This window comes from Nonomuraea sp. NPDC050451, from assembly GCF_044458585.1.
The window spans coordinates 36,976-63,838 of sequence record NZ_JBITHZ010000016.1 but is presented as its reverse complement, the minus strand read 5'-3'; the positions used below and the strand labels follow the sequence as shown (position 1 = coordinate 63,838).

Sequence of the window (26,863 nt, the reverse complement as noted above, 5' to 3'; positions counted from 1 at the left end):
CGACATCAGGGTAGCGGCGAGTCAGCGACCAAGCACGCCGAGTCACCTATGCGATAGTTCCGGAAACCTCCCCCAATGTCAGGGCGCCGGCGGTGGCCCGGATCGTCACCGTGTCCCCGTCCTCCAGGAACGTGCGCGTCTCACCGCTCGCGAGCTTGAGCGGGTCGGTCCCGTTCCAGGTCAGCTCGATGAGCGAGCCGCGCTCGCCGCGTGTGGGCCCCGAGATTGTGCCGCTGGCGAACAGGTCTCCGGTCCGCAGGGAGGCCCCGTTCACCGTCATGTGCGCGAGCATCTGGTCGGGCGTCCAGTACATGCTCGCGTACGGGGGCCGCGACACGACCTCCCCGTTGAGCAGGACTTCCAGGGCGATGTCCAGCCCCCAGTCACCCTGCCTGCGCAGGTAGTCGGCCGGCGCCGGGTCCTGGGCGCGGCCGGGGAGGCGGGGCAGCGCCTCCAGCGGCGTGATCCACGGCGAGATCGACGTGGCGAACGACTTGGCCAGGAACGGCCCGAGCGGCACGTACTCCCATGACTGGATGTCACGCGCGCTCCAGTCGTTGACCAGCGTCACCCCGAACACGTGGTCCTCGAAGGCCCCGGCGGGCGAGCCGAGCTCGGTGGGCACCCCCACCACGAACCCCAGCTCCGCCTCGATGTCCAGCTTCGCGCACGGCCCGAACACGCCGCGCCCGAGCTGCCCCTGCGGGCGCCTGACCGGCGTGCCCGACACCACGACAGTCCCGGCCCTGCCGTGGTAGCCGACGGGCAGGTGCCGCCAGTTGGGCTGGAGCGGCTCGGTGCCGGGCCGGAAGATCTGGCCGATGTTGCTCGCGTGGTCGATCGAGCAGTAGAAGTCGACGTAGTCGGCCACCTCGAACGGCATGTGCAGCCGCACCTGCTCCAGCGGGACCAGGTGCCGCTCGGTCACGGCGAGGTCGCCGGTGAGCTTGTTCCGGATCAGCGTCCTGGTGTCGCGCCAGGCCGTGCGCCCGCGGGCCATGAACGGGTTGAGCGAGGGCGCGTCGAAGACCTCGTCGTGCAGGGCGGGTGCCAGGTCGAGCACCTTGTCGCCGTACCGGACGCCCACGCGGGGCGCCTGGCCCGGACGCGAGAACACGCCGTAGGGCAGGTTGTCCACTCCCCAGCTCACGAAACTTCCCTCCGTCACGCGATCAGCCCCAGTGTGCGCAGGTCCTCGACGGGGATGCTGGTGCTGCACGAGCCGTAGCTCACCAGCAGCCGCCGTGCCCGTTTCGCGGTCTCGTCCGGTACGGACTGCGCGAGCCGTACGAGATGCCCGACGTCGGTGGCCCGCAGGACGGGCACCGGGTCGCGCCCGTCCACGGCCTCGCAGACCGCGAGCACCAGGTTCAGGAAGCCGTGCCGGTCGACGCCCAGCGTGGGGTCGAAGTGGCGTACGGCGTGGTGCAGCCCGGCCGTGGCCTTGAACGGGATGTCGTGCTCGACGCAGAACCCGATGAACGCCGCGAGATGCTCCGCCGGCGGGAACGCGTCGGCCGTCAGCCCGCCGCAGCGCACCTTCAGCCCCACCCCGTCGGGCACCTCGACGCTCACCTTCCCCGCCGCCACCTCCACGAAGAGCCGCACGCCCGCCGGCAGCCGGAGCCGGCCGGCCAGCGCCTCGATCGTCAGGCCCGGCGGCAGCTGGGTCTCGACGAAGTCCACGGGCAGGTCGTCGAAGGGAGGCACCTCCTCCTGGTCGAGGATCAGCCCGATCCGCCGCGGCCGGTACTCCATGTCGCGCAGCCGGTGCAGCCGGCTGGCCGGGCACAGGAACCGGTGCGTGAGCACGGAGCTGCCGTGCTCCAGGTCGCGCCGGTTGCGTGCCAGCGCCTCGTCCATGTGCAGGGACGTCGGCGGGAACAGGCCCGCGTCGTCCACGAGTTCGGTGTATACGCTCATCGTGACCAGGTCCACGCGTAGCCGGTGTCCTCGCAGGACAGGGCGCCCTGCCCGAGGTCGAGCGGGCGGAACGTGTCCACCATGACGGCCTTCTCGCTCGTCGTCGTGATGCCGCGGGAGACCGCGTCGATCACCGCCTCGACCGCACCGGGCTGCGGCCCGTGCGTGAACCCGGCGGGATGCAGCGAGATCGAGCCGACGTCGATGCCCGAGCCCTTGCGCGCGGAGTAGTCGCCGCCCACGTAGAACATGAACTCGTCGGAGTCCACATTGTGGTGGTTGTACGGGATCGGCACGGACTCCGGGTGGAAGTCGAGCGGCCGCGGGCAGAACGAGCACACCACGAACCCCGGCCCCTCGAACGTCTGATGGACGGGCGGCGGCGCGTGCGTCTTCTTCACGATCGGCTCGAAGTCGTCGATGTTGAACGCGAACGGGTAGAGGTAGCCGTCCCAGCCCACCACGTCGAACGGGTGGTTGCGGTAGACCAGCCTGGTCAGCCCGCCCCGCGTGCGCACCAGCACCGGCACCTCCTCGCCCTCGACCGTGAACGGCTCGGCGGGGCTGCGCAGGTCGCGCTCGCAGTAGGGGGCGTGCTCCAGGAACTGCCCGTACTGCGACAGGTAGCGCTTGGGCGGCCTGATGTGCCCGGCCGCCTCGATGGCCAGCACGCTGACCGGGCCGTCGGGCACCCAGCGGTGGATCGTTCCGGTCGGGATGACGATGTAGTCGCCCTCGCCGGCCTCGATCACGCCGTACGTGGACTCGAAGCGGACCCGGCCGCCCTGCACGTAGACGCACTCGTCACCCATCGAGTTGCGGTAGAGCTCGCTCGGCCGGTCGCTGGTGGCGTACGACAATCGGACGTCGCCGTTGCCCGCCAGCAGCATGCGTCCCGTGACCAGGTCGCCCGCGCTGGACAGCTCCTGCGTGCGGAAATGGCGCGGCGAGAGCGGCAGGTTGGGCTCCAGCCGCGTCTCCACCGTCGGCGTGACCGCCTCCGCCTTGACGATCGCGGTCGGCAGGTAGCGGTGGTAGAGCAACGAGGAGTCGGACGAGAAGCCTTCCTCGCCCATCAGCTCCTCGGCGTAGAGACCGCCGTCCGGCCGTCTGAACTGCACGTGCCGCTTGCGCGGCACCTCCCCAACGACGCGGTAGTACGGCATCCGCTGCCTCCATAGTGTCCGTTTACCGGACGGATATGTCCTCTATATGTAACAACCGTCCGCCATCGGCCTGGAGATGTCAACCCAGCGCGGCGGCCAGCTCGGCGGCGGCGGCGACCACCCGAGGGCCCGTGGACTCCTCGAGCGGTCCGAACGTCACCACCCCCACCGACGCCTCCAACCAGGGCAGCCCGGTGACGGGCGCGGCGACGCCCCGCGCACCTTCCTGCAACTGCCCCTCCGTCGCGAAGTAGTCGTCACGCCCCTCGCGCAGCGCCAGGATCGCCTGCCCCGCCGCGCCTTTCGTCAGCGGATGGCGCGAGCCCTCGCGGTAGGCCACGTGCATGTCGGTCCAGGACGGCTCCACCACCGCCACGGCCAGCCCGTCGTCACCCTCGGCCACGGTCAGGTGCGCGGTCGCGCCCACGTCCTCGGCCAGCCGCCGCAGCGTCGGCACCGCCGCGGCCCGCAGCAGCGGCTGCACGGCCTGCGCCAGCACCAGCACCCCGAACCCGAGATGCACCCGCCCCTCGGCGTCCCGCCGCACGAAACCCTCGTTCATCAGCGTCGTCAGCAGCCGGTACACCACGGGACGGCTCAGCGACAGCTCGGCGCTCAGCTCGGTCGGCGTCCTGCCGCCCTTCCCGTCGGCGAGCAGTCTCAGCAGGCGAAGCCCGCGTTCCAGGGTCTGAGCGGATTCAGCGGCCATGCGAACGATTATCCAGTGACTGTTCGCGCTGGTGAGGGTACTTACCGAGAGAGACTGGGGGGTGGAGATGCGGCGGTGGTGGGTGTTCCTGCTCGCCGGCTTTGCCGTGTGCGCGTTGTCCGCCGCCGTGCCCTCGCTCACCATGACGCCGATGTCCCGGCAGCTCCCCCTCGACCCCGTGGAGGAGCGCCTGGTCGAGGACACCTTCTACGTCACCGAGGGCATCGAGGTGCACCAGCAGCTCCTGCCCACCGCGAAGGGCGTCGTGTTCCGCCCCGGCTACCTCACGGTCGGGATCAGGGTCGACCAGGACGGCCGGCTGTACGGCACGCCGCAGCGCTCCGGCACCTACCTCGCCGCCGTCCGGATGTGCGCGGGACAGACGTGCGAGGACCAGCGGCTCACCTTCGTCGTGGTCGGCAACGTGCCGTGGGAGCCGCGCGAGCTGACCTTCCCCGGCCGGGCCGGCACCCCGCTGAGCGGGGAGATCGGCATCAACGGCGGCCCGGCCGGCGCGATCCCGACGTTCACCGTGACCGACCGCGCCAAGCTGCCCCGCGACGTGATCATCGGGCCCGACGGCCATGTGAGCGGCGTGCCCGCGGCCGCGGGCATCTCCGAGGTGCCGGTGCGGATCTGCGTGGCAGGGAACTGCGCGGGCGTCGTGGTACGGCTCATCATCGTCTGAGCCTCCCGGCGCACGCGTGGTAGGGCTCGCCTCACCGGAACTCGGCGGCCAGCGGGCATGCCCCCACCCCGCCCAAAAGCGGACACTTCAGGCGTAGTCACTTCACCTTTGGAGGCACGCCATGACCACCGTCCTGGACGACACCCGCAGAACCGACCCGCCGCCCGTCGTCCACACCGCCGCCATGCTCTGGCTGGTGGCCGTCGCCTTCGGGGCGCTGGAGACCGTGCTGGTGGTCTCCGAGCAGCTGTTCACGGACGCCTCCACGGTCGCAGGCCTGCTGCCGCAGGTCGGGATCCGGCTGGCGGTGTTCGCGGGGGCCGTCTTCCTGGCGCTGCGGCTCAAGGCCGGGGCGAACTGGGCCCGCCTGACCCTCGCCGTGACGCTCGGCGTCTTCGGCACCCTCTCGCTCGTGATCGGCCCCGTCCAGTGGCTGCTGGCCGGCGGCTCGATCGGCGAGGCCGTCGCCGGGGCGGACGCGATGGCGCTGATCTTCGCGGGCAGCAGGATCCTGCACGTGGTGGCCGTGCTGGGGGCGATGACGCTGATGTTCCAGCCCAGGGCCAACGCCTACTTCAGGTCAGCTTGAGATCGGCTCCCGCTCCGGGGCGCGCAGGTTGCGCACCCCGGGGGCCAGCAGCGCGGCGAGGGTGGACAGCACGATGATGACGGCACAGGCGAGCAGTGTCTCCTCCGTGCCGAACAGGTCCGCCGCCTGCCCCGCCAGCAGCAGCCCGATCGGCCCGAACATCATCGACCCGAGCATGTCGTACGAGCTCACCCGCGACAGCGACTCGGCCGGGACCTCGCGCTGCATCGTGGTCTGCCACAGGACGCCGAACACGTCGAAGCACACGCCCAGCACGAACGCCCCGGCGACGATCGCCCAGAGCGGCGCGTCCAGCCCGAGCAGCACGTACGGCAGCGCGGGCGGCAGGCAGAGCAGCACGGCCACCAGGATCGGCCGGCGCGGCCGCAGCCGCATCGCGAGCAGCACGCCGACGATCGTGCCGACCGCCTCGCCCGCCAGGAACGCCGACCAGGCCGCGGGCCCGCCCAGGGTCTCCTTCGCGATCAGGGGGCCGAGCACCCCGTGACCGGCCTGGATGGCCATGACCATCAGCGAGAACTGCGCGACCACCACCCATATCCACTGCCGCGAGCTGAACTCCCGCCAGCCGTCCCGCAGGTCGGCCAGCACCGAGTGCCGCTCCCGCCGGTTCGCGACCGGCTCCATCCGCAGCAGCGCCAGCAGCGCGCCCGCCACCGCGAACATCGCGCCGCTCACCACCAGCGCCCAGCCCCCGCCGAACAGCACCACCGTGCCGCCGCCCAGCACCGCGCCCGCCACCCGCGAGGCGTTCTGGCCGAGGCCCAGCAGGGCGTTGCCGGCCTGCAGCCGGTCGGGCGGCACGACCTCGGGGATGATCCCGGTCAGCGCCGGGAACATGATCGCGATGCCCACCCCGGTCACCGCCGCCGCCGCGGACAGCGCGGGCAGCGGGGTCCAGCCGGCGAGCAGCATCGCGCCCAGAGCGAAGTACCCCACCGCCATCAGGGACTCACCGGCCATCATCACCCACTTGCGCGGCAGCCGGTCCGCGAGCACCCCGCCGAACAGGATGAACACGATCATGGGCACCGACTCGGCGGTGAGCACGACGGACAGGGTGGCGGCGGTGGCGCCGGGCAGGCCGAGCACGCCGAACGCCAGGGCCACCGGAGCGAACGCGCTGCCCAGGACCGAGAGGGTCCGCGCGGACAGCAACAGCGCGAAACGGCGATCCCGGAGCAGCCCGAGATCGCGTAGATAACTGTGCACCGACACGGCCCCCCTGAAAACAGTCAAACCCCGCTATTCTGCCGGGGCTCCCTCGCCGATGTCGCCTGAATATTGGTCCGCTAACAAGACCCGAAGCGGAATATGTGCGCGTTTGGCAAGAATCCAGCCTCGATCTCCCGTAATTTGCTAGGACCCTGCTGTCGGCGAGGGGACTCCATTGGGGCGGCTGGTCTATCGCGGTAGATGGACGCTGCTGGCGCTGAGCCTGGTGGCGGCCCTGCTCGTCGCGCCGCTGGCGCTGTCCGGGCGGGCGGTGGGCGGCGGCTTCGAGGACCCGCGCGCCGACTCGGCGACCGCCGCGCGCTGGAGCGCGGAGTGGTACGCGGGCCAGAGCCCCGACGTGGTCGTCCTCTACCGGCACCCGGCGGTCAAGGTGCGCGACCAGCGCTACAAGAAGGCGGTGCACGACTCGTTGCGCGGGCTGCCGGCCGAGCACGTGCGCGGGATCGTCACGTACTGGACGACCGGGTCGAAGGCGATGGTGTCCAGGGACGGGCATTCGACGTACGCGATCGTCACGCTGAAGGGCGCCAAGCGGGCGAGCTACGCGGCCGTCGCGGCGCGGCTCAGGACCGCCCAGAACCTGTACGTCACGGTCGGCGGGCCGGTGCCGGTGCAGGCCGAGCTCGACGCCGAGGCCGCCGGCGACCTGGCCCGCGCGGCGGCCGTCGCGGCACCGGTGCTGCTGGTGCTGCTCGTGGTGGTGTTCGGGAGCCTGGTGGCGGCGCTGTTGCCGCTGGTGGTCGGGCTGCTCGCGGTGCTCGGCGCGCTGGCGCTGCTGCCCGAGGTGTCCGTCTACTCGTTCTACGCCGTCGGGTTCCTCGGGCTCGGACTGGCGGCCGCGTACTCACTGCTCCTGCTCAGGGCGTTCAGGGAGGAGATCGGGGGCGGGGCGTCGAACGAGCAGGCCGTGGCGGGCACGCTGGCCACGGCCGGGCGGACTGTGGCCGTGGCCGGGGTGAGCGTGGCCGTGCCGCTGCTGGGGCTGACGCTGTTCCCGCAGCCGTTCCTGGGCTCGCTCGGGCTGGCGGCGGCGGCCGTGGCGGTGGTCGCCTCGGCGGTCGCGCTGCTCGTGGCGCCCGCCCTGCTGGGAGTGCTCGGGCGGCGCGTGGACGCGCTCCGGGTCAGGCCCCTGGTCGTACGGCGGGACGGCGGGCCGTGGGACGGCGTGGCACGCCGGCCGGTCGTGTACCTGGTGGCGGTGACGGCCGTGCTGGTCGCGCTGGCGGGACCGCTCCTGAGCGTCGAGTTCGGGAACACGGACCACCGGGCGCTGCCCGCCGCCTCCGAGGGCCGCCGGGTGGCAGAGACGATCGACCGCGACTTCGCCAGGAACACCCTGTCGCCGATCGACGTGCACGTCGTGGTCGAGCCGCTGGACGGCACCGCCGTCACCGCGCTGGACGTCCGCCCGATCACGGAGCGGCTGGAGCGGCTGCCGCACGTCACCGGGGTCGAGATGGCGGGCCTCTCGCGGCCGAACCGTGCCGTGCGGCTGGCCGTCCGCCACGACCTCGATCCCATGTCGACGCAGGCCGCGGACCTGGTCGCCGCGATCAGGTCCACGGCCGCGGGACCGGACGTCCGGCAGGTCGTGGTCGGCGGGCCCGTCGCGGCGCGGCTGGATCTCCTGGCCGGCCTCTCCGGCACGTTGCCGTGGGCGGCGGTGGTGGTCTGCTCGGCGATGGCGGTGCTGCTGTCGCTCGCCTTCGGGTCGCTGGTGCTGCCCGTTCCCGCGGTGGTCGCGAGCGTGCTGTCCGCGGGGGCGTCGTTCGGGGTGATCGGGTGGGTGTTCGGGAGCGGCTTCCTGGGTTTCGCGGGGCCTCTGGACGTCTCCGTCGCGCTGCTGATCGCGGTCGTGGCGTTCGGGCTGTCGGTCGTCCACCAGGTGTTCCTGGTCGCGGAGGCACGTACAGGGGACTCCACGGCGGGGCCGCGGGAGGTGATCATAGGTGCGGCGCTGCTGGTGGTGGCCGTCGGCGGGGCGTTCGCGACGGCCGGGATCGCCGTGGTGAGGCTGCTCGGGGTGGGCCTGTGCGTGGCGGTCGCAGTGGACGCCGCGCTGGTGCGGCTGCTGCTGGTGCCCGCCGCCATGCGGCTGCTGGGCCCGGCGAACTGGTGGCCGCTGCACGCCCGCGAGGTGTCCCCTGCCGCGTCCCCGGGCGGCTACGAAGTCGAGCCGCCCCGCGAGAGGCCCTCCATCCCGCCCGCCCCCCAGGGCGATCGGCGCCCGTTGACGGCCGGGCGGCCCGCGATCACCGTCAAGGGGCGGCCGGCCGTCTTCGGCGCGGACACCGATCCGGTGCCGGTGCCCGCAGAGCCCCCGCAGCCGGTATGGGTGAAGGTGGCGGAGGGGCGCACCCGGGCGGTACGCGCCGACCCCGGCAGGGCCGGCTGGACGTGGGTCGAGGTGGACGACTGAGTACTCGTAACTCGGGCGGCTACTTCGCGTCGAATAGTGCGTGAAGAAGCCACGGATCTCATTGAACGTTATTGATCGTCCGGATAGTGTGCGGTATGCCCACGATCATCCCCTGGAAGTAAAGGTGCCATGCGAAAGCGGCTGCGGCAGATCTTCGTCATCGGATTAGCCCTCTCGCTCCTGGGCGTCGGCATTCCGGCGTGGTCGGAGGACGACCCCCGAGGCTGTAACGACCTCATGTCCGCCGACACCCCGGCGTACGTCGTCTGCCGGTGGCTGGCCACCCCCGAGGAGGCCGCGGACATCGCCAGGTTCTGGCTGGACAACGACGGCGAGCACATGAAGGAAGCCGGTCCCCCGAACCCGATCACGGTGGACTGCACCGAAGAGGGCAACTTCTGCCCGACCGACTCCGAGGGCGACGGCGAGATGCACGACGTCGACTCCCCGGACGTCCCGGGCGCCGAGGACGGCGGCACGCCTGACTGCCAGAACGGCGACCAGTGCGGCTACGTCGACCCCACCGGCGTCAGCACCGCCGAGAAGGAGTCCGCGCAGGAGACCCCGGCCGGCAAGGCCGCGCAGGCCGCCGTCCAGACGACCATGCGCCTCTGGATCGAGACCGAACTGACCGACGACTACAAGGCCGGCAAGCTGGCCGAGGGCGTCAAGAAGCTCGCCGCGCTGGTCGCCGCGCAGCCCGGGGTGATCGGCATCCGGTTCACCTCGCAGCTCGGCTACAACAAGACGTTCACGACGGCGGACGAGCTGGACAAGTTCGTCAACGAGGCCACGGTCGCGCTGCGTACCGCGGTGCCGGGCAAGAAGCTGGCCGCGCACACGGTGGTGCCGCTGTTCGGCTGCGGCGCGAACGACGCCTGCAAGGCCGAGATCACCAAGAAGTACCCGCTGCTCGACCCCGACCGCATCGGCGCCTGGCTCTCCAAGGGCCTGATCGACCAGCTCGCCCTGGACGACGGCCACCTGGGCACCGAGTACGCCACCTGGAAGATCGACGCCACCGAGGCCCAGCGCAACCAGTGGATCCAGGTCCGCGCCCGCGCCTGGGACGCCTACGCCCAGATCGCCAGCGAGGACGCCTCCTTCGCCGCCGCCGGCACCTCCAACCTCACCGAGGAGCAGGCCACCAAGGCGATCACCGAGCGCGTCGCCTCCCCGCTCCAGGACGACGCCGCCGAGACGGTCACCCTGTGGTCCCGCTGGCAGAACGACCAGGGCCAGGTCAGCCGGGTGTACGGCGAGAAGTGGGCCGCCAACGTCACCTGGGACCAGCTCAAGAAGCTCGACGCGGTCCGCCCCCGCCTGGCGACCATCTACGACCCGGCCAACCCCGAGGTGGACGTGGCCACCGACCTGAAGAACCTGTCGGAGGTCTTCGGCCAGGTCTACCTGCACGCGGCCTGAGGTCGAAACCCCCAGGCGTACCGTAGAAGTATGCGGCCGGCCGGGAGCGCGATTGTGCGACGCGCCCTGGCCGGCGGCATGTCCGGGGCCTTTACAGCAGGGTCCCGCCCGTCACCTCGAACTTCGCGAGGGCCGCGTCGATCCTGGCCAGCGTGTCGGGGTGGAGGGTGAGGTCGGCCGCCGCCAGGTTCTCCTCGATGTGGGCGGGAGTGCGGCTGCCGGGGATGGTCACCACGTGCTCGTCCTGGTGCAGCAGCCAGGCCAGGGCGAGCTGGGCGGGCGTGATGCCGAGCTGCGCGGCCAGGGACCTGATCGGGGCGTAGCGGTCGTTGTTGCCCGCCAGGTTCTCCGCCGAGAAGCGGGGCGCGTTGTGCCGGAAGTCGCCCTCGGCGAGCGACCGCACGGTGCCCGTCAGGAAGCCGGTGCCGAGCGGGCTCCACGCCACGATCCCCACGCCGAGCTCCCGCGCGGTGGCCAGCAGGCCGGGGTCCACGGGGCGCCACATCGACCACTCGTTCTGCACGGCCGTCACGGGGTGGACCGCGTGCGCGGCCCTGAGCTGGGCGGCCGTCACGTTGGACAGGCCGATGTGCTTGACCAGGCCGTCCCGCACCAGCTCCGCCAGCGCGCCGGTCATGTCCTCGATCGGCACGCCGGGGTCGGGATAGTGCGAGTAGTAGAGATCGATCACGTCCGTGTCCAGGTTGCGCAGGCTGCGCTCCGCGTAGCCCCGGATCAGGCGGGGGTCGGCGTTCACCCGTAGCTCGTTGAACGCGTACCCGACCGGGTGCGACCTGCTCGGCTCGCCCTCGGGGACCGCGAGCCCGAACTTGGTCGCGACCACCACCTCGTCCCTGCGGCCCTTGATCGCACGGCCCACGAGGCGCTCGTTGTGGCCGTCCACGCCGTACGCGTCGCTGGTGTCCACATGGGTCGCGCCCGCGTCGAGCGCGGCCTTCAGCGCCACCTCGGCGCGGGCGTCGTCGACGTCCCCGTAGACGCCCGGCGACAGCACCATGGCGCCGAAGCCGATGGCGGGGACCTGCAAGCTGCCAAGATCGCGTGTCTTCATGGCTTCGATCCTGCTGCGCGCGCCTCTGCCGCGTCCAAGACCCCTTGGTATAACCATTGGCTATGGATGTGCACCTGCGTGAGCTGCGGTACTTCGTGGCGGTGGCCGAGGAGCTCAACGTGACGCGGGCCTCGGAGCGGCTGTTCGTGTCCCAGCCGGCGCTGTCCAAGCAGCTCAGGGTGCTGGAGCGGCAGCTCGGGTTCCGGTTGTTCGAGCGGGTGCACAGCGGCGTGGTGCTCACCAGGCAGGGCCAGGCGCTCCTGCCGGTCGTCCGCGACCTGCTCGAACGGTGGACGGGCGGGGTCGAGTCCGCGCGGGCGGCGGCGCCCGCCGGGACGCTGGTGATCGGGATGCAGACGGCCGTGGGCAGGGGGCTGCAGCAGGAGGCGCTGCGGCGCTTCCGTACGGCGATGCCGGGATGGGAGGTGTCGCTCAGGCTGGTGGGCTGGGACGACCCCAGCGGCGGGCTGGCCGACGGGTCCTCCGACGTGGCGTTCATCTGGCTGCCGGTGCCGCCGGGGCTGAAGACGTACGTGCTGGTCACCGAGGGCAGAGGGGTGGCCATGCCGGACGGCCACCCGCTCGCGGAGCTGGCGGAGATCCCGTTCGAGGCGCTGCGTGACGAGCCGTTCATCGCGCTGCCGCCGGAGGCCGGGCCGCTGCGGGACTTCTGGCTCGCGCGGGACGCCCGCGACGACGAGCCCGTCGTCGGGTTCACCGCGAACACGCCGGAGGAGGTGTTCGAGGCCGTGACCAGCGGGCTCGGGGTGGTGCTGGTCGCCGAGGGGAACGCCGCGCTCTACAACCGGCCCGGGATGGCCTACCGCCCGGTGACCGGGCTGCCTCCCGGGCAGCTCGCCATCGCCTGGCGAGAAGGGGATGTGAGCGCACAAGTCATGGCATTCGTTGACGCGCTGCGACAGGTCGCCACTAAGGTCTGACGCGACATCCATTCACGTGGAAGGGTGACCCCCATGAGCGACTACGCCATCACCTTCGACCTCATCGACGCCGACAAGGACGGCCGCATCTCCGCCGTCGAGCTCGTGAAGCTGATGGAGGTGCTCGGCCAGCCGGTGACCCTGGAGGCCGCGCAGGAGGGCGTGCTGAAGCTCGACAAGGACGGCGACGGCCTGATCAACCTGGAGGAGTTCGCCGCCTTCCTCCAGAAGTGACAAAAACAAGCTCTTGCTACACATTCTCCTGTTGCCTGGGTCACAATGGCGACGGGAGGGGCGATGGTCATCACGAGTGAAATCCCCGTGCCGGCGCTCAGGGCGGGCATCGGCAGGGTCTCGGCAGAGGTGATCGAGGAGATCCAGACCCGGATCCCCGAGTACGCCAGGCCATCGGACGAGATCTACATCAAGGTCGTCAGGATGGCGGTCGAGCAGGCCATCGAGGGCTTTCTCGACCGCGTCGAGAACCCGGGCGCCCCCTGGGACCCCGAGCCGTTCCGCATGATCGGCAAGGGCGAGGCGGCCGAGGGCCGCAACCTCGAGCCGCTGCAGACCGCGATGCGGCTCGGCGCCCGGGTCTGCTGGCGGCGGCTGACCGAGCTCGCCGAGCCGCTGCGCCTGTCCCCGCAGACCCTGTACGACCTGGGCGAGGCTATCTTCGTCTACCTCGACCAGCTCGCCGACGCGGCGGCCGAGGGCTTCGAGGAGGCCAGGGCGCACGCCGCGGGCGAGACCGAGCGCCGCCGCGGCCGCCTGCTCGACCTGCTGCTCAGCCGCCCGCCCGCCAGCGCGGAGGCCATCGCCGAGCTGGCCAAGGCCGCCGGGTGGCGGCAGCCCAGGACCGTTGCCTGCGTGGCGTTCGACGACCGGCACGGCGCCTACCGCGCCCCCGCGCTGCCGCCCGACGTGCTCACCGGGCTGGACAGACCCGTGCCCTGCCTGCTCGCGCCCGACCCCACCGGTCCCGGCCAGGCCCAGCTGCTCGACCAGGCGCTGCGCGGACGCCAGGCCGCGATCGGCCCCGCCGTACCCCTCTCGGCCGCCGCGACCTCGCTGCGCTGGGCCAGAGAGGCCCTGGAGCTGTCGCGGCGCGGCATCCTGCCCCGGGGGCCGCTGCGGTGCGCGGACCACATGGCGACGCTGGTGGTGTTCAAGGACGAGGAGCTGGTCGGCACGCTGGCGGAAGCGCGGCTGGCGCCCCTGGCCGACCTGCGGCCCGCCCAGCAGGACCGGCTCGCCGAGACGCTGCTGGCCTGGCTGCGGCACGGCCGGGGCGCGGGCGAGGTGGCCGCCCGGCTGCACGTGCACCCGCAGACCGTGCGCTACCGGCTGCGGCAGCTGGAGGAGCTGTTCGGCGACCAGCTCGCCGATCCGGACATCCGCTTCGAGCTGGAGATCGCGCTGCGGGCCAGGCAGGCCGTCCAGGCGAGCGCCCGTACCTGAACCTCCCGGGAATCCGGCGGCCTGAGCGCGCCCGTGGCGGGTAGCGGCCATCCATGCGACTGACGTACACCTCCGACGTCTGGTGGAAGAACGCCGTCATCTACTGCCTCGACGTGGAGACGTTCAAGGACGGGAACGACGACGGCGTGGGCGACTTCCGCGGGCTGACGCAGCAGGTCGACTACCTCGCGGGGCTCGGCGTGACGTGTCTGTGGCTCATGCCGTTCTTCCCCACCCCCAACCGGGACGACGGATACGACATCACCGACTTCTACCGCATCGACCCACGGCTGGGCACGCTGGGCGACTTCGTGGAGTTCATGCGCACCGCCCACGACAGGGGGCTGCGGGTGATCGCGGACCTCGTCGTCAACCACACCTCCGACCAGCATCCCTGGTTCGTGGAGGCCCGGTCGAGCCGGGACTCTCCCATGCGCGACTGGTACGTCTGGTCCGACACGCCAGAGCCCGACGACCCCTCGCAGATCGTCTTCCCCGACAAGGAGAACAGCATCTGGCAGTACGACGAGGGCTCCGGCCAGTACTACCTGCACAGCTTCTACCGGCACCAGCCGGATCTGAACGTCGGCAACCCCGAGGTCAGGGACGAGATCACGCGCGTACTCGGCTTCTGGATGGAGCTCGGGCTGTCCGGGTTCAGGGTCGACGCGGTGCCGTTCCTCATCGAGAACGTCGATCCGAAGCTGGCGAACCCGCACGAGTTCCTGGCGGACCTGCGGGCGTTCATGACGCGGCGCAAGGGCGGGTCGATCCTGCTGGGCGAGGTCAACGTCCCGTACAAGGAGCTGACCCGGTTCTTCGGGGAGGGTCTGGGCGACCAGATCACCATGTGCTTCGACTTCATCGGCATGCAGAACGCCTGGCTGTCGCTGGCGCGCAGCGACGCCACGCCCCTCGCCGACGCCCTGCGCGAGCGCCCTGAGCCGCCGAAGGACTGCCAGTGGGCCATGTTCCTGCGCAACCACGACGAGCTCACTTTAGACAAGCTCACGGAGGAGGAACGGCAGGAGATCTTCAAGGCGTTCGGCCCGCGCGAGGACATGCAGATCTTCGGCCGCGGCCTGCGCCGCCGGCTGCCGACGATGTTCGGCGGGGACCTGCGGCGCATGAAGATGGCCTACAGCCTGCTGTTCTCCCTGCCGGGCACGCCGGTGATCTTCTACGGCGAGGAGATCGGCATGGGCGAGAACCTCGACGCGGAGGGCCGCATGGCGGTCCGCGTCCCGATGCAGTGGTCGGCGGACGGCGGCTTCAGCCAGGCCGAGCCGGTACGCGAGATCCCGGAGGGCTCCTTCGCCCCCGACCGAGTCAACGTGGCCGACCAGAAGCGGGACGTGGACTCGCTGCTGCGCTGGTTCCAGCTGCTCATCGAGCGCTACCGGGAGTGCCCCGAGCTGGCGTGGGGCGACTACACCGTGCTGGAGACCGGCGACCGGGCGGTCCTCGCCCACCGCTGCGACGCCGACGGGGCCACGGTGGTGGTCGTGCACAACCTCTGTGACACGGTCAGGGACGTGGAGCTGACGTTGGAGGGGCTCGAGCGTCACCAGCTCACGGACCTCCTGGTGGACGGCACGCTGGAGGTCTCGGCCGAGGGCTCCGTACGGCTCCCGCTGGACCCGTACGGCTCCCGCTGGCTCCGCGCCTCCCCTCCGGAGCTCCCTCCGGAGGACGCCTCGGTCAAGGCCCTCTGACCCGGGTCCCCGTGGGATCAGCGCTGGCCGTTGTCGAAGTACGCGGCCAGCTCCGGGTCGAGGGGCGGCACGTCGTACGGCATGCCACCGTTGCGCAGCGACATCGTGGCCATGTAGCCCGCCGCCACGCTCATCCTGGCCGCCACCGGCGAGGTGTCCGTCGCGCCGCCGTCCCGCACGAACCGGCAGAACTCCGCCACGATCTGCGCGTCCGCTCCCCCGTGCGAGCCCTCTGCCGGAGGCACCTTGTACGCGATGTCGCAGTCGTCCCGGTAGGCCGTGGGACCCCGGTTCCAGACCTTGACCGTGTCCCCGGGCTCGTCGCCGAAGTTCTCCAGGCGGCCCTCCGTGCCGATGACCGTGTAGTTGCGCACGTAGTCGGGCGTGAAGTGGCACTGCTGGTAGGCGGCGATGACGCCGTTGTCGAGCCGCATGTTCATCACCGACACGTCCTCGACGTCCACGACGTGGTGCAGGCCGGTGCGCGAGGCCGGCGGCCACTCGTACTCCTCGAGCCACCCGTCGGGCCGAGGCGTGCCGGGGGCGCGGCGCGGCAGGTCGCCGTAGACCATGAGGTCGCCGAACGCGTTCACCCTGGCCGTGTAGCCGCCGGCGAGCCAGTGGATGACGTCCAGGTCGTGGGCCGCCTTCTGCAGCAGGAGGCCGGTGGTGCGGGTGCGGTCGGCGTGCCAGTCCTTGAAGTAGTAGTCGCCGCCGTAGGAGACGAAGTGGCGCACCCAGACGGTCTTCGGTTCGCCGATGACGCCCTTGCGGATGATGTCGCGCATGAGCCGGACCACGCCCATGTGCCGCATGTTGTGCCCCACGTACAGGCGGGTGCCGGTGTCGCGGGCGGCGCGCAGGACGTTGTCGCAGCCCTCGACGGTGATCGCCATCGGCTTCTCCAGGTAGACGGCCTTGCCGGCCTGGAGGCAGTCGATGGCGATGCGCTCGTGGGTGTCGTCGGGGGTGTTGACGATGATCGCGTCGAGGTCGCGCCGGTCGAGCAGCTCGCGGTAGTCCCCGGTCAGGAACTCCGCCTCGAACCGCCCTGCCTGACTCTTGAGCACCGCCGGGTCGGAGTCGCACAACGCGGTCACGATCGCGCCCCTGCCCGGCCGGTGCGCGTGCAGGGAGAGGCTCGTCCGCAGGCCGAGGCCGATGACTCCGATACGCAGGTCTTCCACTGATGTCCCTTCCCGAATCAGCCGCAGCAGACGTCAGGCTAGTACTCATTTATGCAAATAAATAGCTCGAATCATGCAGCTCTAAGCAATCCGGAGGGTCAGGGTGTTCGCGCGACCCGGCTTTGCTGGGGCGTGAAGCGGAGCTGTGGGGGCACTTAAGAATCCCTCGATGGACATCCCGGGAGGCGAGAGGGCACAGTGCGTTAGGTTCGGACTGGGGGGAATGAGGCCATGAAAGCGCTGGTCAAAGAGAAGGCCGAGGCCGGCCTCTGGCTTGTGGACGTGCCCGAGCCCGAGGTGGGGCCCGGTGAGGTGAAGATCCGGGTCCTGCGGACCGGGATCTGCGGCACCGACCTACATATCCGGAAATTTGATGACTGGGCGCGGCATACCCTGAAGCTCCCATTGATCGTCGGACACGAGTTCTCCGGCCACGTGGTCGAGGTGGCGCCGGGCGTCGAGGACGTCGCCGTCGGCGACCTCGTCAGCGGCGAGGGCCACCTCGTGTGCGGCAAGTGCCGCAACTGCATGGCGGGCCGCAGGCACCTGTGCCGCAACACGGTGGGCCTCGGCGTCAACCGGGACGGCGCCTTCGCCGAATACGTGACACTGCCCGCGTCCAACGTCTGGGTGCACCGGGTCCCCGTCCATCCCGACGTGGCGGCCATCTTCGACCCGTTCGGGAACGCCGTACACACCGCGCTGTCCTTCCCGCTGGTCGGCGAGGACGTGCTGATCACCGGGGCGGGCCCCATCGGGCTGATGGCCGCGGCCGTGGCCACGCACGTCGGCGCGCGCAACGTGATGATCACCGACGTCAGCGACGAGCGGCTCGACCTGGCCGGCAAGCTCGGCGTCTCCCTCGCCCTGAACGTCTCCAGGACCTCGATCGCCGACGGCATGCGCCAGCTCCACATGCGCGAGGGCTTCGACGTGGGGCTGGAGATGTCCGGCAACCCGCAGGCCATGCGCGACATGATCGCGAACATGACCCACGGCGGGAAGATCGCCATGCTCGGGCTGCCCGCCGAGGAGTTCGCCGTCGACTGGGCGACCGTCGTGACCTCCATGATCACGATCAAGGGCGTGTACGGGCGGGAGATGTTCGAGACCTGGTACAACATGTCGGTCCTGCTGGAGAAGGGCCTCGACCTCACCCCCGTCATCACCGACCGGTTCCCGTACCAAGACTTCGACGCCGCCTTCGACACGGCCGCCAGCGGCCGGACCGGCAAGGTCATCCTTGATTGGAGCGCCTGATGTTCACAAACGTGCGCCAGCAGCTGCGTACGACGCTCGACGAGATCACCGAGGCCGGGCTGCTCAAGCCCGAGCGCGTGATCGGCTCCCCGCAGAGCTCGTCGGTGAGCGTCGCCGGGCGCGAGGTCCTGAACTTCTGCGCCAACAACTACCTCGGCCTGGCCGACAACCCCACCGTGATCGAGGCGGCCAAGGAGGCGCTGGACCGGTGGGGGTTCGGCATGGCATCCGTACGGTTCATCTGCGGCACCCAGGAGGTGCACAAGGAGCTCGAAGCTCGCCTGTCGGATTTCCTGGGCATGGAGGACACCGTCCTCTACAGCTCGTGCTTCGACGCGAACGGCGGTGTGTTCGAGACCCTGCTCGACGCCCAGGACGCGGTGATCTCCGACGCGCTCAACCACGCCAGCATCATCGACGGCATCAGGCTCTCCAAGGCCCAGCGCTTCCGCTACGCCAACCGTGACATGGCCGAGCTGGAGGCCCGGCTCAAGGAGGCGTCGGAGGCGCGGCGGCGGCTGATCGTGACCGACGGCGTGTTCTCCATGGACGGATATCTCGCGCCGTTGCGGGAGATCTGCGACCTGGCCGAGCGGTACGACGCCATGGTGATGGTCGACGACTCCCACGCCGTCGGCTTCGTCGGGCCGACCGGCCGCGGCACGCCGGAGCTGCACGGCGTCACCGACCGGATCGACATCATCACCGGCACTCTGGGCAAGGCCCTCGGCGGCGCCAGCGGCGGCTACGTCTCGGCCCGCAAGGAGATCTGCGAGCTGCTGCGCCAGCGCTCGCGCCCGTACCTGTTCTCCAACTCGCTCGCCCCCGTCATCGCCTCGGCGTCGCTGCGCATCCTCGACGTGCTGGAGACCTCGAACGAGGCCCGCGAGCAGCTCCGCTCCAACACGGCGCGCTTCCGGGCGGAGATGGCCAAGGCCGGGTTCGACATCCTGCCCGGCGACCACCCGATCGTGCCCGTGATGATCGGCGATGCCGCCGAGGCCGCGGCGATGGCCGAACGCCTGCTCGACCTCGGCATCTACGTCATCGGCTTCTCGTACCCGGTGGTGCCGCACGGCCAGGCCAGGATCCGCGTCCAGCTCTCCGCCGCCCACTCCACGGAGGACGTCGACCGCGCGATCCAGGCGTTCATCCAGGCCCGCGGCTGACGCCCGCCCGAGATGGCAGCGGGCGCGTGGTCATGACCGGTGGGTGAGTATTCTCGCTGCGTGATAGACACGCGGCGGTTGCGCACGCTGCGGGCGGTGGCCGACCACGGCACGGTCACCGCCGCGGCGGCCGCGCTGCACCTCACCCCCTCCGCGGTGTCCCAGCAACTCGTCGCGCTGGAGCACGAGGTGGGCCACCGGCTGTTCACCCGCGACGGCCGCGGCGTCCGCCTCACCGCCGTCGGCAAGATCATGCTGGGCCACGCCAACGAGGTGCTCGCCCAGCTCGAACGCGCCAAGGCCGAGGTGGCCTCGTACGCCACGGGCGAGGCCGGCGAGGTCACCGTGGCCTGCTTCGCCACCGCGATCGGCGCCGTGCTCTCCCCCGCCATCGCCGCCCTGCGCGCCACGTCCCCCGGGCTGCACGTACGCGTGCTGGACGCCGAGGGCGACCACAGCCTGGCCATGCTGCTGGACGGCGAGGCCGACCTCGCCATCACGGTCGAGTACCGGGGCGCCCCCGACGCGGCCGACCGGCGCCTGTCCCGGCTGCCCCTCTACGCCGAGCCGTTCGACCTGGTGCTCCCCCACGACCACCCCTTGGCCTCGGAGGCGACCTTGACCTCGCTCGCCTCCGAGACCTGGATCGGGCCCTACCCGGGCAACCCGGTGCACGACGTGATCACGTTCGCCTGCCAGCAGGCGGGTTTCACGCCGAACCTCGCCCACTGCTCCGACGACTTCCGCGCCGTGGTCGCGCTGGTCGGGGCGGGGGCGGGGGTGGCCCTGGTGCCGCGGCTGGCCCTGCGCGACATGGCGCTGACCGGGGTGGCGGTCCGGCGGACGCCGGGGCCCGAGCGCCGCGTCTTCGCCGCCGTACGCCGCGGCTCCGACGCCCATCCCCTCCTGCGCCCGCTCCTGTCGGCGCTGCGCACGATCGGCCGCTCTCTCGACTCGGGGTGAAACACTCCCGATTTATCCGGACATCTCCTCAGGTGTGTTCGCCGATTGGAAGGACCACCGCATGGGGCCGCCCGAGCCCGAGCAGCGCTTCGAGGAGATCTATATGGCGCATTATCCGGCCATAGCCACATATGTCAGGCGACGTGCCGGCTCCCCTGACGACATCGCGGACGTGATCGCGGAGACGTTCACGACCGCCTGGCGCCGCCTGAACGACATTCCCGAGGGCGACGCGGCCAGGCTCTGGCTGTACGGCGTCGCCAGGCGCACGCTCGCGAACCACTTCCGCGGCGAGGAACGCCGGGCCGCCCTGGCCTTACGGCTGCGCGAGGAGATCACGACCTGGGCGAACTCCGTCACCGGCGCCGAATCCGCGTACGAGGCGTTCAGGCGGCTCTCGGACGACGACCGGGAGCTGCTCGCGCTGGTCGCGTGGGAGGGGCTCAACGGGGCCGAGATCGCGAAAGTGCTCGGCTGCTCGCGCGGGGCCGCCAGGCTCCGGCTGCACCGCGCCCGCAACCGCCTGGCCAAAGAGCTGGCGTACCTCGACCTCGACTATCCCCGCTACGGACAAATCGCTCCCGCGAAAGGCCGATCATGACCCAGAACGTCGACCAGATCGTCGCCCGGTTCGCGGCCCCGCCGGTGACGGAGGTCAGCGAGGGCGCCCGCGAGCTGCTCCACGAGATCACGGCCGGATCGCCCGCCCCCGCGCCGGCCAGGAGGCGCAGGCGGCTGAGCCCGCGCGTGGCGATCCCCGTGGGCGGGCTGCTGACCGCCGGCGTCGTGGCGCTGACCTGGCTGCAGCCGGGCACCTCCGCCTCGGCCCTGAACATCAGGCAGGAAGGCGGCTACTACGTCATCGAGATCAAGGATCTCTACGCCAACCCGACGATGTACGAGGAGCAGCTGCGTCACTACGGGCTCGACGTCTCGCTCAAGGTGCGTCCCGCCACGGCGGCGTTCGAGCGCCAGGTGTTCCCCACCGCCCCGGACAACAGCGTCGTGAACGAGATCCAGGGCATCAACCCCCCGGGCCCGTGCGACATGGTGGGGGACGCCTGCGCGATCGGGCTGAAGATCCCCGTCGGCTTCAAGGGCACGGCCATGGTCACGGTCAGCAGGAAGGCCAGACCAGGCGAGAAGTACGACATCACCACCACGTGGGACACCAAGGGCGAGCCCATGCACTGCGTCCCCTTCGCCAACAAGACGGTCGCAGAAGTGCGGGACATGCTGACGGAACGCGGCGTGCGCATCAGCGGGTTCGTCGTCCCCGACCTCACCGCCAAGAAGGCCGGTGGTGGCAGCGAGCAGGCCTCCGTGCCGGACACCTGGCTGGTGCGCGGCGGGTTCTTCACCGAACCCGGAGTGGCCGTGGTGATGGCGCACACGACCCCGCTGTCGCAGCAGGTCATCGACGCCCGCAACAAGGCAGAGGGCTGCGCGGTGTCCTGATCTTCGGGATAGCGTGCGGCCCATGGGAGGCCCGCGCTATCGAACCCTGCTCAGCCTGCCCGGCGTGCCCGCTCAGGCCGTGCTGGGGTTCCTGGCGCAGCTCACGCAGCAGGTGGCGCCCATCGGGACGGTGCTGGTGGTGCAGGGCGCGAGCGGCTCGCTGACGCTGGCGGGGATGACCGCGGCGGCGTTCGCCATGGGGGCGGGCATGGGTCGGCCGGTGCAGGGGCGGCTCATGGACCGGCGCGGGTCCAGGCCGGTGCTCCTCGTCACCGCGCTGGTGCACGTGGCCGCGCTCGTCGCGCTGGTCGTGGCCGCCGGGAACCGGCTCTGGTGGGTCGTGGTGGCGCTGGCCTGGGTGGCCGGGGCCGGGCTGCCGCCGGTCTCCGTGAGCATGCGGCTCGAATGGGGGCGCCGGGTGCCGGACGAGGGGCGTACCGCCGCCTACAGCCTGGTCTACCTGGTGCAGGAGCTGGCCATGCTGGTGGGGCCGCTGGCGTTCGGGGCGGTGATCACGCTGACCACGACCTCGCTGGGGCTGGGCCTGGTGGCCGTCGCCGCGGGGGCCGGGACGCTGGGCTTCGCCCGGGCGCTGCGGGCGGGGGACCGCGGGCCCGCGCGGGAGCGTGGGCGGGTGTTCGCGGACCGGCGGATGCCGGTGCTGCTGGCCGTGGTGCTGCTGCTCGGCGGGACGCTGGGGGCGCTGCAGGTGGGCGTGCCCGCGCTGGCCACCGCCCGCCACGCGCCCGCGGCCACCGGGGTGCTGGTGGCGGCGCTGTCGCTGGGCGGCATCGCGGGGGCCGCCGCTTACGGCGCCCGCTCCTGGAAGTCCCGGGCCGGGGTGCGGCTGGTGGCGCTCATGCTGGTGCTCGGAGCGGTGCTGGCGCCGCTGGCGCTGGTGGAGTCGTGGCCGGTGTTCTGGATGGTGCTGTTCGGCGGAGGGCTGGCGCTCAATCCGGCGCTGACGACGTCGTCGCTGCTGGTGGACGAGTTCGCGCCGGGGGCGCAGGCGGAGGCGTTCGGGTGGGTCTCCACGGCCATCGGCGTGGGGGGTGCGCTGGGGTCGGGGGTGGCCGGGGTGACCGGGGAACGATTAGGGGCCTCGGCGCCCTTCCTGGCGGCCTCCGGCCTCGCGTTGGCGGGCGCGGCGCTGGCGACCGTACTGCTCCGGCGCAGTCGCACTGGCTGAGCAGGTCAGGCGCGGGCTCGGGTGAGAGCCTCGGTGAAGCGGGCGTACCGGTCGAGTTCCGCCCGCACGGGGGCCAGCACGAGCTCGTCGCCGACCCGGCCCACGGCCGTACGCAGGGCTCTGGCCGTACGCCGGGCCCGTCGCCTGCCGCCCGCCCAGGCGGCCAGCCGTGACAGCAACGCGATCAGCACCCCCGCCAGCGCCCCGCCCACCAGCAGCACCGTCGGCCACGGCACCACGCCCACGGTCGGGAGCGGCGGCTGGGGCAGGCGCAGGTAGTCCATCCCGAACAGCCCGCCCAGCCACAAGGCACCGGCCAGCATGGCCGCGAACACCAGCCACTGCAGGACGTTCACGGCCCGCCACCACTTCGGCCGCTTCGTCGCGGCGGCGGACGTCGTGGCCACCACCCGGTCCACCGCGTCGGCCAGCTCCTGCGAGCGGGACCGCGCCGCCTGCCGCACCGCCGCCGCCCAGGGGCCGGGCAGGCCCGACGCGGCCGCCTCGCCGACGTCCCTGATCGCCGTCTCGACCCTGGCCCTCTGTACGGCCGAGCCCGCCGGGACGGACGTACGGCCGACGACCACGGCCCCAGGCCCCTGCCCCGAAGACCCGGCCGGAGCCCTACCCGCGGGCAGCTCCCCCACCGGCGCCATGGCGCCGATGCGGAGCCTGCGGAGCGGGTCGGGCCTGAGCTTGCGGATCCAGCGGGTGACGGGCCAGCCGGTGGCGACGACGGCGCGGTGCCGGTGCCCCTTGGCCACCGCCTCCACGACCAGCGGCACCCCGGCCGCCTCGCAGAGCGCGGCCGTGAGCGTCCCATCCATCGCCTGACCCGCCGGGGCCTCCTCCGGCGCGCCGAAGCGGCCGGCGGCGGTGGTGATGTCCGCCGCCAGCCGGGTGGACCAGGACTTGCGTTCCGCGACGCGGTCGTTCAGTAGCGCGCGGAGCCCCGCTAGCCCGGCACCGGTGCGGGCGGAGACGGCCAGGACCGGCACGCCCGCCAGGCCGTCCTCGTCCAGGAGGCGGCGGAGGTCTCCGACGCAGCGGTCGACGGCGCTCTCCGGCAGGCGGTCGACCTGGTTGAGCACCACCAGCATGACGCCCCGGTGGGCGGCCAGCGGGCGCAGGTAGCGGTCGTGGAGGGCGGCGTCGGCGTACTTCTGCGGATCCACCACCCAAACCAGGAGGTCCACCAGCTCCACCAGCCGGTCCACCTCCAGGCGGTGCGACACCTGGATGGAGTCGTGATCGGGCAGGTCCAGCAGGACGAGTCCGGACAGGTCGGAGGCGGAGGTGGCGGGGTGGCGCCGGGGGATGTCCAGCCAGTCCAGCAGCGGGCCCGAGCCCTCCCCGTCCCACAGCGCCGCCTGGGCGGCCGAGGTGGTGGGCCGTACGACGCCCACCGCCGCCAGGTCCGCACCGGCGAGGGCGTTGTAGAGCGACGACTTGCCGCTGCCCGTCGCGCCCGCCAGCGCGGCCACGGTGTGGTCGATCGAGAGGGTACGGCGCACGCCAGCCCGTTCGGCGACCGTCCGCGCGCCGGACACCGCCTCCTCCGGCAACCGCCCGTCGGCCAGCTCGGCGGCCTCCAGCAGGGCGGCCAGGCGGGAGTCGAGGGACGGGCCCTCCTTACGGCGCAGCAGCTTCACGGCGTGTCCCCCGCGTCCTCTCCGCCCGCGGTCGCGCCCTCTCCGCCCACGATCGCGTCCTCTCCGCCCGCGGTCGCGCCTTCTCCGCCCACGATCGCGTCCTTCCCGCCCGCGGCCGTCGCCGGGAGCTCCGCGCGGTGGGCCTGGATGCGCTCGGCCGCGCCGCGCAGCGCGTTCGCCGTGCCCCGGGGCGGCTCCATCGCCTCCAGCTGGGCCGTGAACCGATACGAGTCCTCCTCCAGCAGCAGCCGCACCCGATCCCGCAGGTCGTCGCGCGCCCGCACGGTCAGCGTCCGCACGGCCTGGTCGCCGAAGACGGCCTCCAGCAGCTTCTGCGACAGCAGGCTCGTGCCGCCCGCGATCCCCACCTCGATCCCGGTCAGTCCGCCCGTGGAGGCGAACACGCCCAGCATGAGCAGCAGCCCCGCCCCGTTCACCCCGAACGAGGCCACGCGGGCGGCCGTCCGCCGTTCGCGCCCTTCCTCGCGTACGAGGTCCAGGACGAACTCCTGCCACCCCCGGACCGTCGCCTCCGCGCGCCTGCTCACGTCGGGGGCGGCGCGGCCGAGGCGGGCGGACTCCATGGGGCCGAGCCGCTCCAGCAGGCCGTGACCGCCGGGCGCGGCCGACCAGCCTTCCAGGGCGCGTTCGGCGGACCCGTCGGCGGCTCCCTTGACGAGCGCCTCCACCCCGCTCTCCAGGGCGTCCCTGAGCTGGACCTCCGGCGCCTGTCCGGTGAAGAAGCCGACGATCCTGTCGCGCAGCCACCCGACCCGGCTCTCCAGCGAGCGCATGAGGTCGCCGGTGCCGATGAAGTCCTGCCAGCGGGCCAGCACCTCGCCCCGCAGCAGCGACCCGTCACGCATGCCCGCGTCGAAGTCGGCGAGGCCGCCCGCGTAGGCGCCCGCCACGACGGAGCGCAGGGTGTCGAAGGCGGCCTGCTGGCGTTCGACGGCCACGGCCAGCGCGGGCACCCGGGTGGCCAGGCTGTCGAGCGCCCCCGACAGCGTCTGGCGTACGACGCGGGATCGCTCCGCCGCGTCGGTGGCCAGCCCCGTGAGCCAGGAGGAGATGGGCCGCACGCTCTCCTCCGGCAACCTGGCCTTCTCGGAGGGGAGCGCCGCCTCGGGGACGGTGAACAGCAGCGTGCCGTCGAGGCCGTTCTCGGCGAGCAGGCGGGTCAGGTCGCGCGAGACGGGCTCGGCCGCGTCCGGGGGCACCCGGTCGAGTACGAGGGCCAGGGCGGTGCTGCGCTCGCGGGCGGAGCGCAGGAAGCTCCACGGCACCTCGTCGGCGTAACGGGCGGCGGTCGTGACGAACAGCCACAGGTCGGCGGCGGCCAGCAGCTGGGCGGCGAGTTCCCGGTTCGCGACCACCACCGAGTCGATGTCGGGCGCGTCGAGCAGCGCGAGGCCGGCGCCCAGCGCGTCGGACGTGACCACCCGCAGCGCCCCCGGACCGGTGCCGGTGGCGCGGGACAGGCCGGGCAGCACGTTCTGGCCCATGAACCAGGCCTGGTCGGCGGGGCTGACCACGAGCGTGGGAACGAGGGTGGTGGGCCGCAGCACGCCCGGCTCGGTCACGTCGGCCCCGACCAGCGAGTTGACCAGCGTGGACTTGCCCGCCCCCGTGGACCCGCCGACGACGGCCAGCAGCGGCGCGTCGAGTGCGCGCAGCCGGGGCAGCAGGTAGTCGTCGAGCTGCCCGGCCAGCTCGCGCAGCGCACGCCGGTCCCGCGCCACCTCGCCGACCGCCAGCGGGAACAGCTCGCGATCCAGCGGCCGGCGCAGCGCCTCCAACGCGGCCAGCAGATCCATACGGCCCACGCTAGTCTCCGGCGCGGCCAGCGGCTCCATACGACCCACGCTACGGTGAGCCGCGTTCGACGGTCCACCGCGGGCGGGGTGTCGCGCCTCAGCCCGGCGGCGGCTCCCGCAGCACGTAGCCGACGCTGCGCAGGGTGTGGATGAGCCGCGGCTCGACGTCGTCCACCTTGCGCCTGAGGTAGGACACGTACGACTCGACGACGCCCGCGTCACCGCCGAAGTCGTAGTTCCAGACGTGGTCGAGGATCTGGGCCTTCGACAGGACCCGCCCCGCGTTGACCATGAAGTAGTGCAGCAGCTTGAACTCCGTCGGCGACAGCCGCACCTGCCGGCCGCCCCGCCACACCTCGCGGGCGTCCTCGTCCAGCTCCAGGTCGGCCACCTTGAGCCTGCTCGCCGGCGCGCCCTCCCCGCGCGTGCGCCGCAGCACCGCCCGGATCCTGGCCTGCACCTCTTCCAGGCTGAACGGCTTGGTCACGTAGTCGTCGCCCACCCGAAGGCCCGCGATCTTGTCCTCGGTGTCGCCCCGGGCGGTCAGGAACAGCACGGGTGCGTCGATCCGCTTGGCCACCTCGAACCCGTCCAGGTCCGGCAGCATCACGTCGAGCACCACGAGGTCGGGCGAGGCCCGATCGGCCACCTCCACGGCTTCCTGCCCGTCGGCGGCGGTCAGCACCTCGAACCCGGAGAAGCGCAGGCTGGCGGACAGGAGGTCCCTGATGCTGGGCTCGTCGTCCACCACCATGATCAGCGCCTCGGGTTTCGTCACCTACTTAGAGTGACCCAGACACCTG

General features: G+C 71.9%; 24 protein-coding genes. 14 read left to right on the top strand and 10 right to left on the bottom strand.

Features of this window, described 5'->3' with window-relative positions; genetic code table 11:
- Positions 1–46 precede the first annotated feature (46 nt).
- The 4 genes from fahA to ACIBI9_RS38085 form a co-directional block, all read right to left on the bottom strand.
- Positions 47–1,150, bottom strand: a complete 1,104-nt coding sequence (gene fahA, locus ACIBI9_RS38100; RefSeq protein ID WP_397229597.1) for a fumarylacetoacetase — start codon at positions 1,148–1,150, stop codon at positions 47–49.
- A 14-nt stretch (positions 1,151–1,164) separates the two neighbouring features.
- Positions 1,165–1,923 carry a hypothetical protein gene (locus ACIBI9_RS38095; protein ID WP_397229595.1) on the bottom strand — a complete coding sequence of 253 codons (759 nt, stop codon included), beginning with the start codon at positions 1,921–1,923 and terminating at the stop codon, positions 1,165–1,167.
- Entirely contained in the window at positions 1,920–3,089 is a 1,170-nt protein-coding gene (locus ACIBI9_RS38090; RefSeq protein ID WP_397229593.1) for a homogentisate 1,2-dioxygenase, read from the bottom strand. Before ACIBI9_RS38090 ends, ACIBI9_RS38095 begins: the two co-directional genes overlap by 4 nt.
- A 79-nt stretch (positions 3,090–3,168) precedes the next feature.
- Positions 3,169–3,798: a helix-turn-helix domain-containing protein gene (locus ACIBI9_RS38085; protein WP_394500523.1), complete on the bottom strand. Its 630-nt coding sequence runs from the start codon at positions 3,796–3,798 to the stop codon at positions 3,169–3,171.
- Positions 3,799–3,865: 67 nt separating this feature from the next.
- Between ACIBI9_RS38085 and ACIBI9_RS38080 the strand changes: the two genes are divergently transcribed.
- The gene (locus tag ACIBI9_RS38080; protein ID WP_397229591.1) at positions 3,866–4,486 is read left to right on the top strand and encodes a hypothetical protein; all 621 of its coding nucleotides are present in this window, start codon (positions 3,866–3,868) and stop codon (positions 4,484–4,486) included.
- 121 nt (positions 4,487–4,607) lie between these two features.
- Positions 4,608–5,075: a hypothetical protein gene (locus ACIBI9_RS38075; RefSeq protein ID WP_397229589.1), complete on the top strand. Its 468-nt coding sequence runs from the start codon at positions 4,608–4,610 to the stop codon at positions 5,073–5,075.
- Here the strand turns inward: ACIBI9_RS38075 and ACIBI9_RS38070 are convergent.
- Positions 5,067–6,335 (bottom strand): MFS transporter, encoded by a 1,269-nt coding sequence (locus tag ACIBI9_RS38070; protein ID WP_397229587.1) that lies wholly within the window; start codon positions 6,333–6,335, stop codon positions 5,067–5,069. The two genes, ACIBI9_RS38075 and ACIBI9_RS38070, sit on opposite strands and share 9 nt — an antisense overlap.
- 151 nt (positions 6,336–6,486) lie before the next feature.
- On the opposite strand from ACIBI9_RS38070, the gene ACIBI9_RS38065 reads away from it, so the two are divergent.
- Both ACIBI9_RS38065 and ACIBI9_RS38060 read left to right on the top strand, forming a co-directional pair.
- Positions 6,487–8,751, top strand: coding sequence for an MMPL family transporter (locus ACIBI9_RS38065; protein ID WP_397229585.1), 2,265 nt, complete (start codon positions 6,487–6,489; stop codon positions 8,749–8,751).
- A gap of 129 nt (positions 8,752–8,880) precedes the next feature.
- On the top strand, positions 8,881–10,176 hold the full coding sequence (locus ACIBI9_RS38060) for a hypothetical protein (RefSeq protein ID WP_397229583.1): 1,296 nt from the start codon (positions 8,881–8,883) through the stop codon (positions 10,174–10,176).
- 91 nt (positions 10,177–10,267) lie between these two features.
- On the opposite strand, the gene ACIBI9_RS38055 is transcribed toward ACIBI9_RS38060, so the two are convergent.
- Complete coding sequence (locus ACIBI9_RS38055; RefSeq protein WP_397229581.1) at positions 10,268–11,248, bottom strand: aldo/keto reductase; 981 nt, start codon at positions 11,246–11,248, stop codon at positions 10,268–10,270.
- Positions 11,249–11,310: 62 nt separating this feature from the next.
- Between ACIBI9_RS38055 and ACIBI9_RS38050 the strand changes: the two genes are divergently transcribed.
- The 4 genes from ACIBI9_RS38050 to ACIBI9_RS38035 all read left to right on the top strand — a co-directional run bounded on the left by ACIBI9_RS38050 (position 11,311) and on the right by ACIBI9_RS38035 (position 15,365).
- Positions 11,311–12,189 carry a LysR family transcriptional regulator gene (locus ACIBI9_RS38050; RefSeq protein WP_397229579.1) on the top strand — a complete coding sequence of 293 codons (879 nt, stop codon included), beginning with the start codon at positions 11,311–11,313 and terminating at the stop codon, positions 12,187–12,189.
- 33 nt (positions 12,190–12,222) lie between these two features.
- Positions 12,223–12,423, top strand: a complete 201-nt coding sequence (locus ACIBI9_RS38045) for an EF-hand domain-containing protein (protein ID WP_397229577.1) — start codon at positions 12,223–12,225, stop codon at positions 12,421–12,423.
- Positions 12,424–12,486: 63 nt separating this feature from the next.
- Complete coding sequence (locus ACIBI9_RS38040; protein WP_397229575.1) at positions 12,487–13,650, top strand: PucR family transcriptional regulator; 1,164 nt, start codon at positions 12,487–12,489, stop codon at positions 13,648–13,650.
- Positions 13,651–13,703: 53 nt separating this feature from the next.
- Positions 13,704–15,365, top strand: coding sequence for an alpha-amylase family protein (locus ACIBI9_RS38035; protein WP_397229573.1), 1,662 nt, complete (start codon positions 13,704–13,706; stop codon positions 15,363–15,365).
- Positions 15,366–15,382: 17 nt separating this feature from the next.
- Here the strand turns inward: ACIBI9_RS38035 and ACIBI9_RS38030 are convergent, their stop codons facing one another.
- Positions 15,383–16,552, bottom strand: coding sequence for a Gfo/Idh/MocA family protein (locus tag ACIBI9_RS38030; protein WP_397229571.1), 1,170 nt, complete (start codon positions 16,550–16,552; stop codon positions 15,383–15,385).
- Between the two features lie 231 nt (positions 16,553–16,783).
- Between ACIBI9_RS38030 and tdh the strand changes: the two genes are divergently transcribed.
- The 6 genes from tdh to ACIBI9_RS38000 all read left to right on the top strand — a co-directional run bounded on the left by tdh (position 16,784) and on the right by ACIBI9_RS38000 (position 22,591).
- Entirely contained in the window at positions 16,784–17,812 is a 1,029-nt protein-coding gene (gene tdh / locus ACIBI9_RS38025) for an L-threonine 3-dehydrogenase (protein ID WP_394500510.1), read from the top strand.
- Positions 17,812–18,981 (top strand): glycine C-acetyltransferase, encoded by a 1,170-nt coding sequence (locus tag ACIBI9_RS38020; RefSeq protein WP_397229569.1) that lies wholly within the window; start codon positions 17,812–17,814, stop codon positions 18,979–18,981. Before tdh ends, ACIBI9_RS38020 begins: the two co-directional genes overlap by 1 nt.
- Before the next feature lie 60 nt (positions 18,982–19,041).
- Positions 19,042–19,944 (top strand): LysR family transcriptional regulator, encoded by a 903-nt coding sequence (locus ACIBI9_RS38015; protein ID WP_397229567.1) that lies wholly within the window; start codon positions 19,042–19,044, stop codon positions 19,942–19,944.
- A 61-nt stretch (positions 19,945–20,005) separates the two neighbouring features.
- Positions 20,006–20,545, top strand: coding sequence for an RNA polymerase sigma factor (locus ACIBI9_RS38010; protein WP_397229565.1), 540 nt, complete (start codon positions 20,006–20,008; stop codon positions 20,543–20,545).
- Positions 20,542–21,402 (top strand): hypothetical protein, encoded by an 861-nt coding sequence (locus ACIBI9_RS38005; RefSeq protein WP_397229563.1) that lies wholly within the window; start codon positions 20,542–20,544, stop codon positions 21,400–21,402. Before ACIBI9_RS38010 ends, ACIBI9_RS38005 begins: the two co-directional genes overlap by 4 nt.
- A 22-nt stretch (positions 21,403–21,424) precedes the next feature.
- Positions 21,425–22,591, top strand: coding sequence for an MFS transporter (locus ACIBI9_RS38000; protein WP_397229561.1), 1,167 nt, complete (start codon positions 21,425–21,427; stop codon positions 22,589–22,591).
- A 5-nt stretch (positions 22,592–22,596) separates the two neighbouring features.
- Here the strand turns inward: ACIBI9_RS38000 and ACIBI9_RS37995 are convergent, their stop codons facing one another.
- The 3 genes from ACIBI9_RS37995 to ACIBI9_RS37985 all read right to left on the bottom strand — a co-directional run bounded on the left by ACIBI9_RS37995 (position 22,597) and on the right by ACIBI9_RS37985 (position 26,814).
- Positions 22,597–24,243, bottom strand: a complete 1,647-nt coding sequence (locus ACIBI9_RS37995) for a YfjP family GTPase (RefSeq protein WP_397229559.1) — start codon at positions 24,241–24,243, stop codon at positions 22,597–22,599.
- Complete coding sequence (locus ACIBI9_RS37990; RefSeq protein ID WP_397229557.1) at positions 24,240–26,060, bottom strand: ABC transporter; 1,821 nt, start codon at positions 26,058–26,060, stop codon at positions 24,240–24,242. The genes ACIBI9_RS37995 and ACIBI9_RS37990 overlap by 4 nt, the downstream gene beginning before the upstream one ends.
- Before the next feature lie 97 nt (positions 26,061–26,157).
- On the bottom strand, positions 26,158–26,814 hold the full coding sequence (locus ACIBI9_RS37985) for a response regulator transcription factor (RefSeq protein ID WP_225965453.1): 657 nt from the start codon (positions 26,812–26,814) through the stop codon (positions 26,158–26,160).
- Positions 26,815–26,863: the final 49 nt, after the last annotated feature.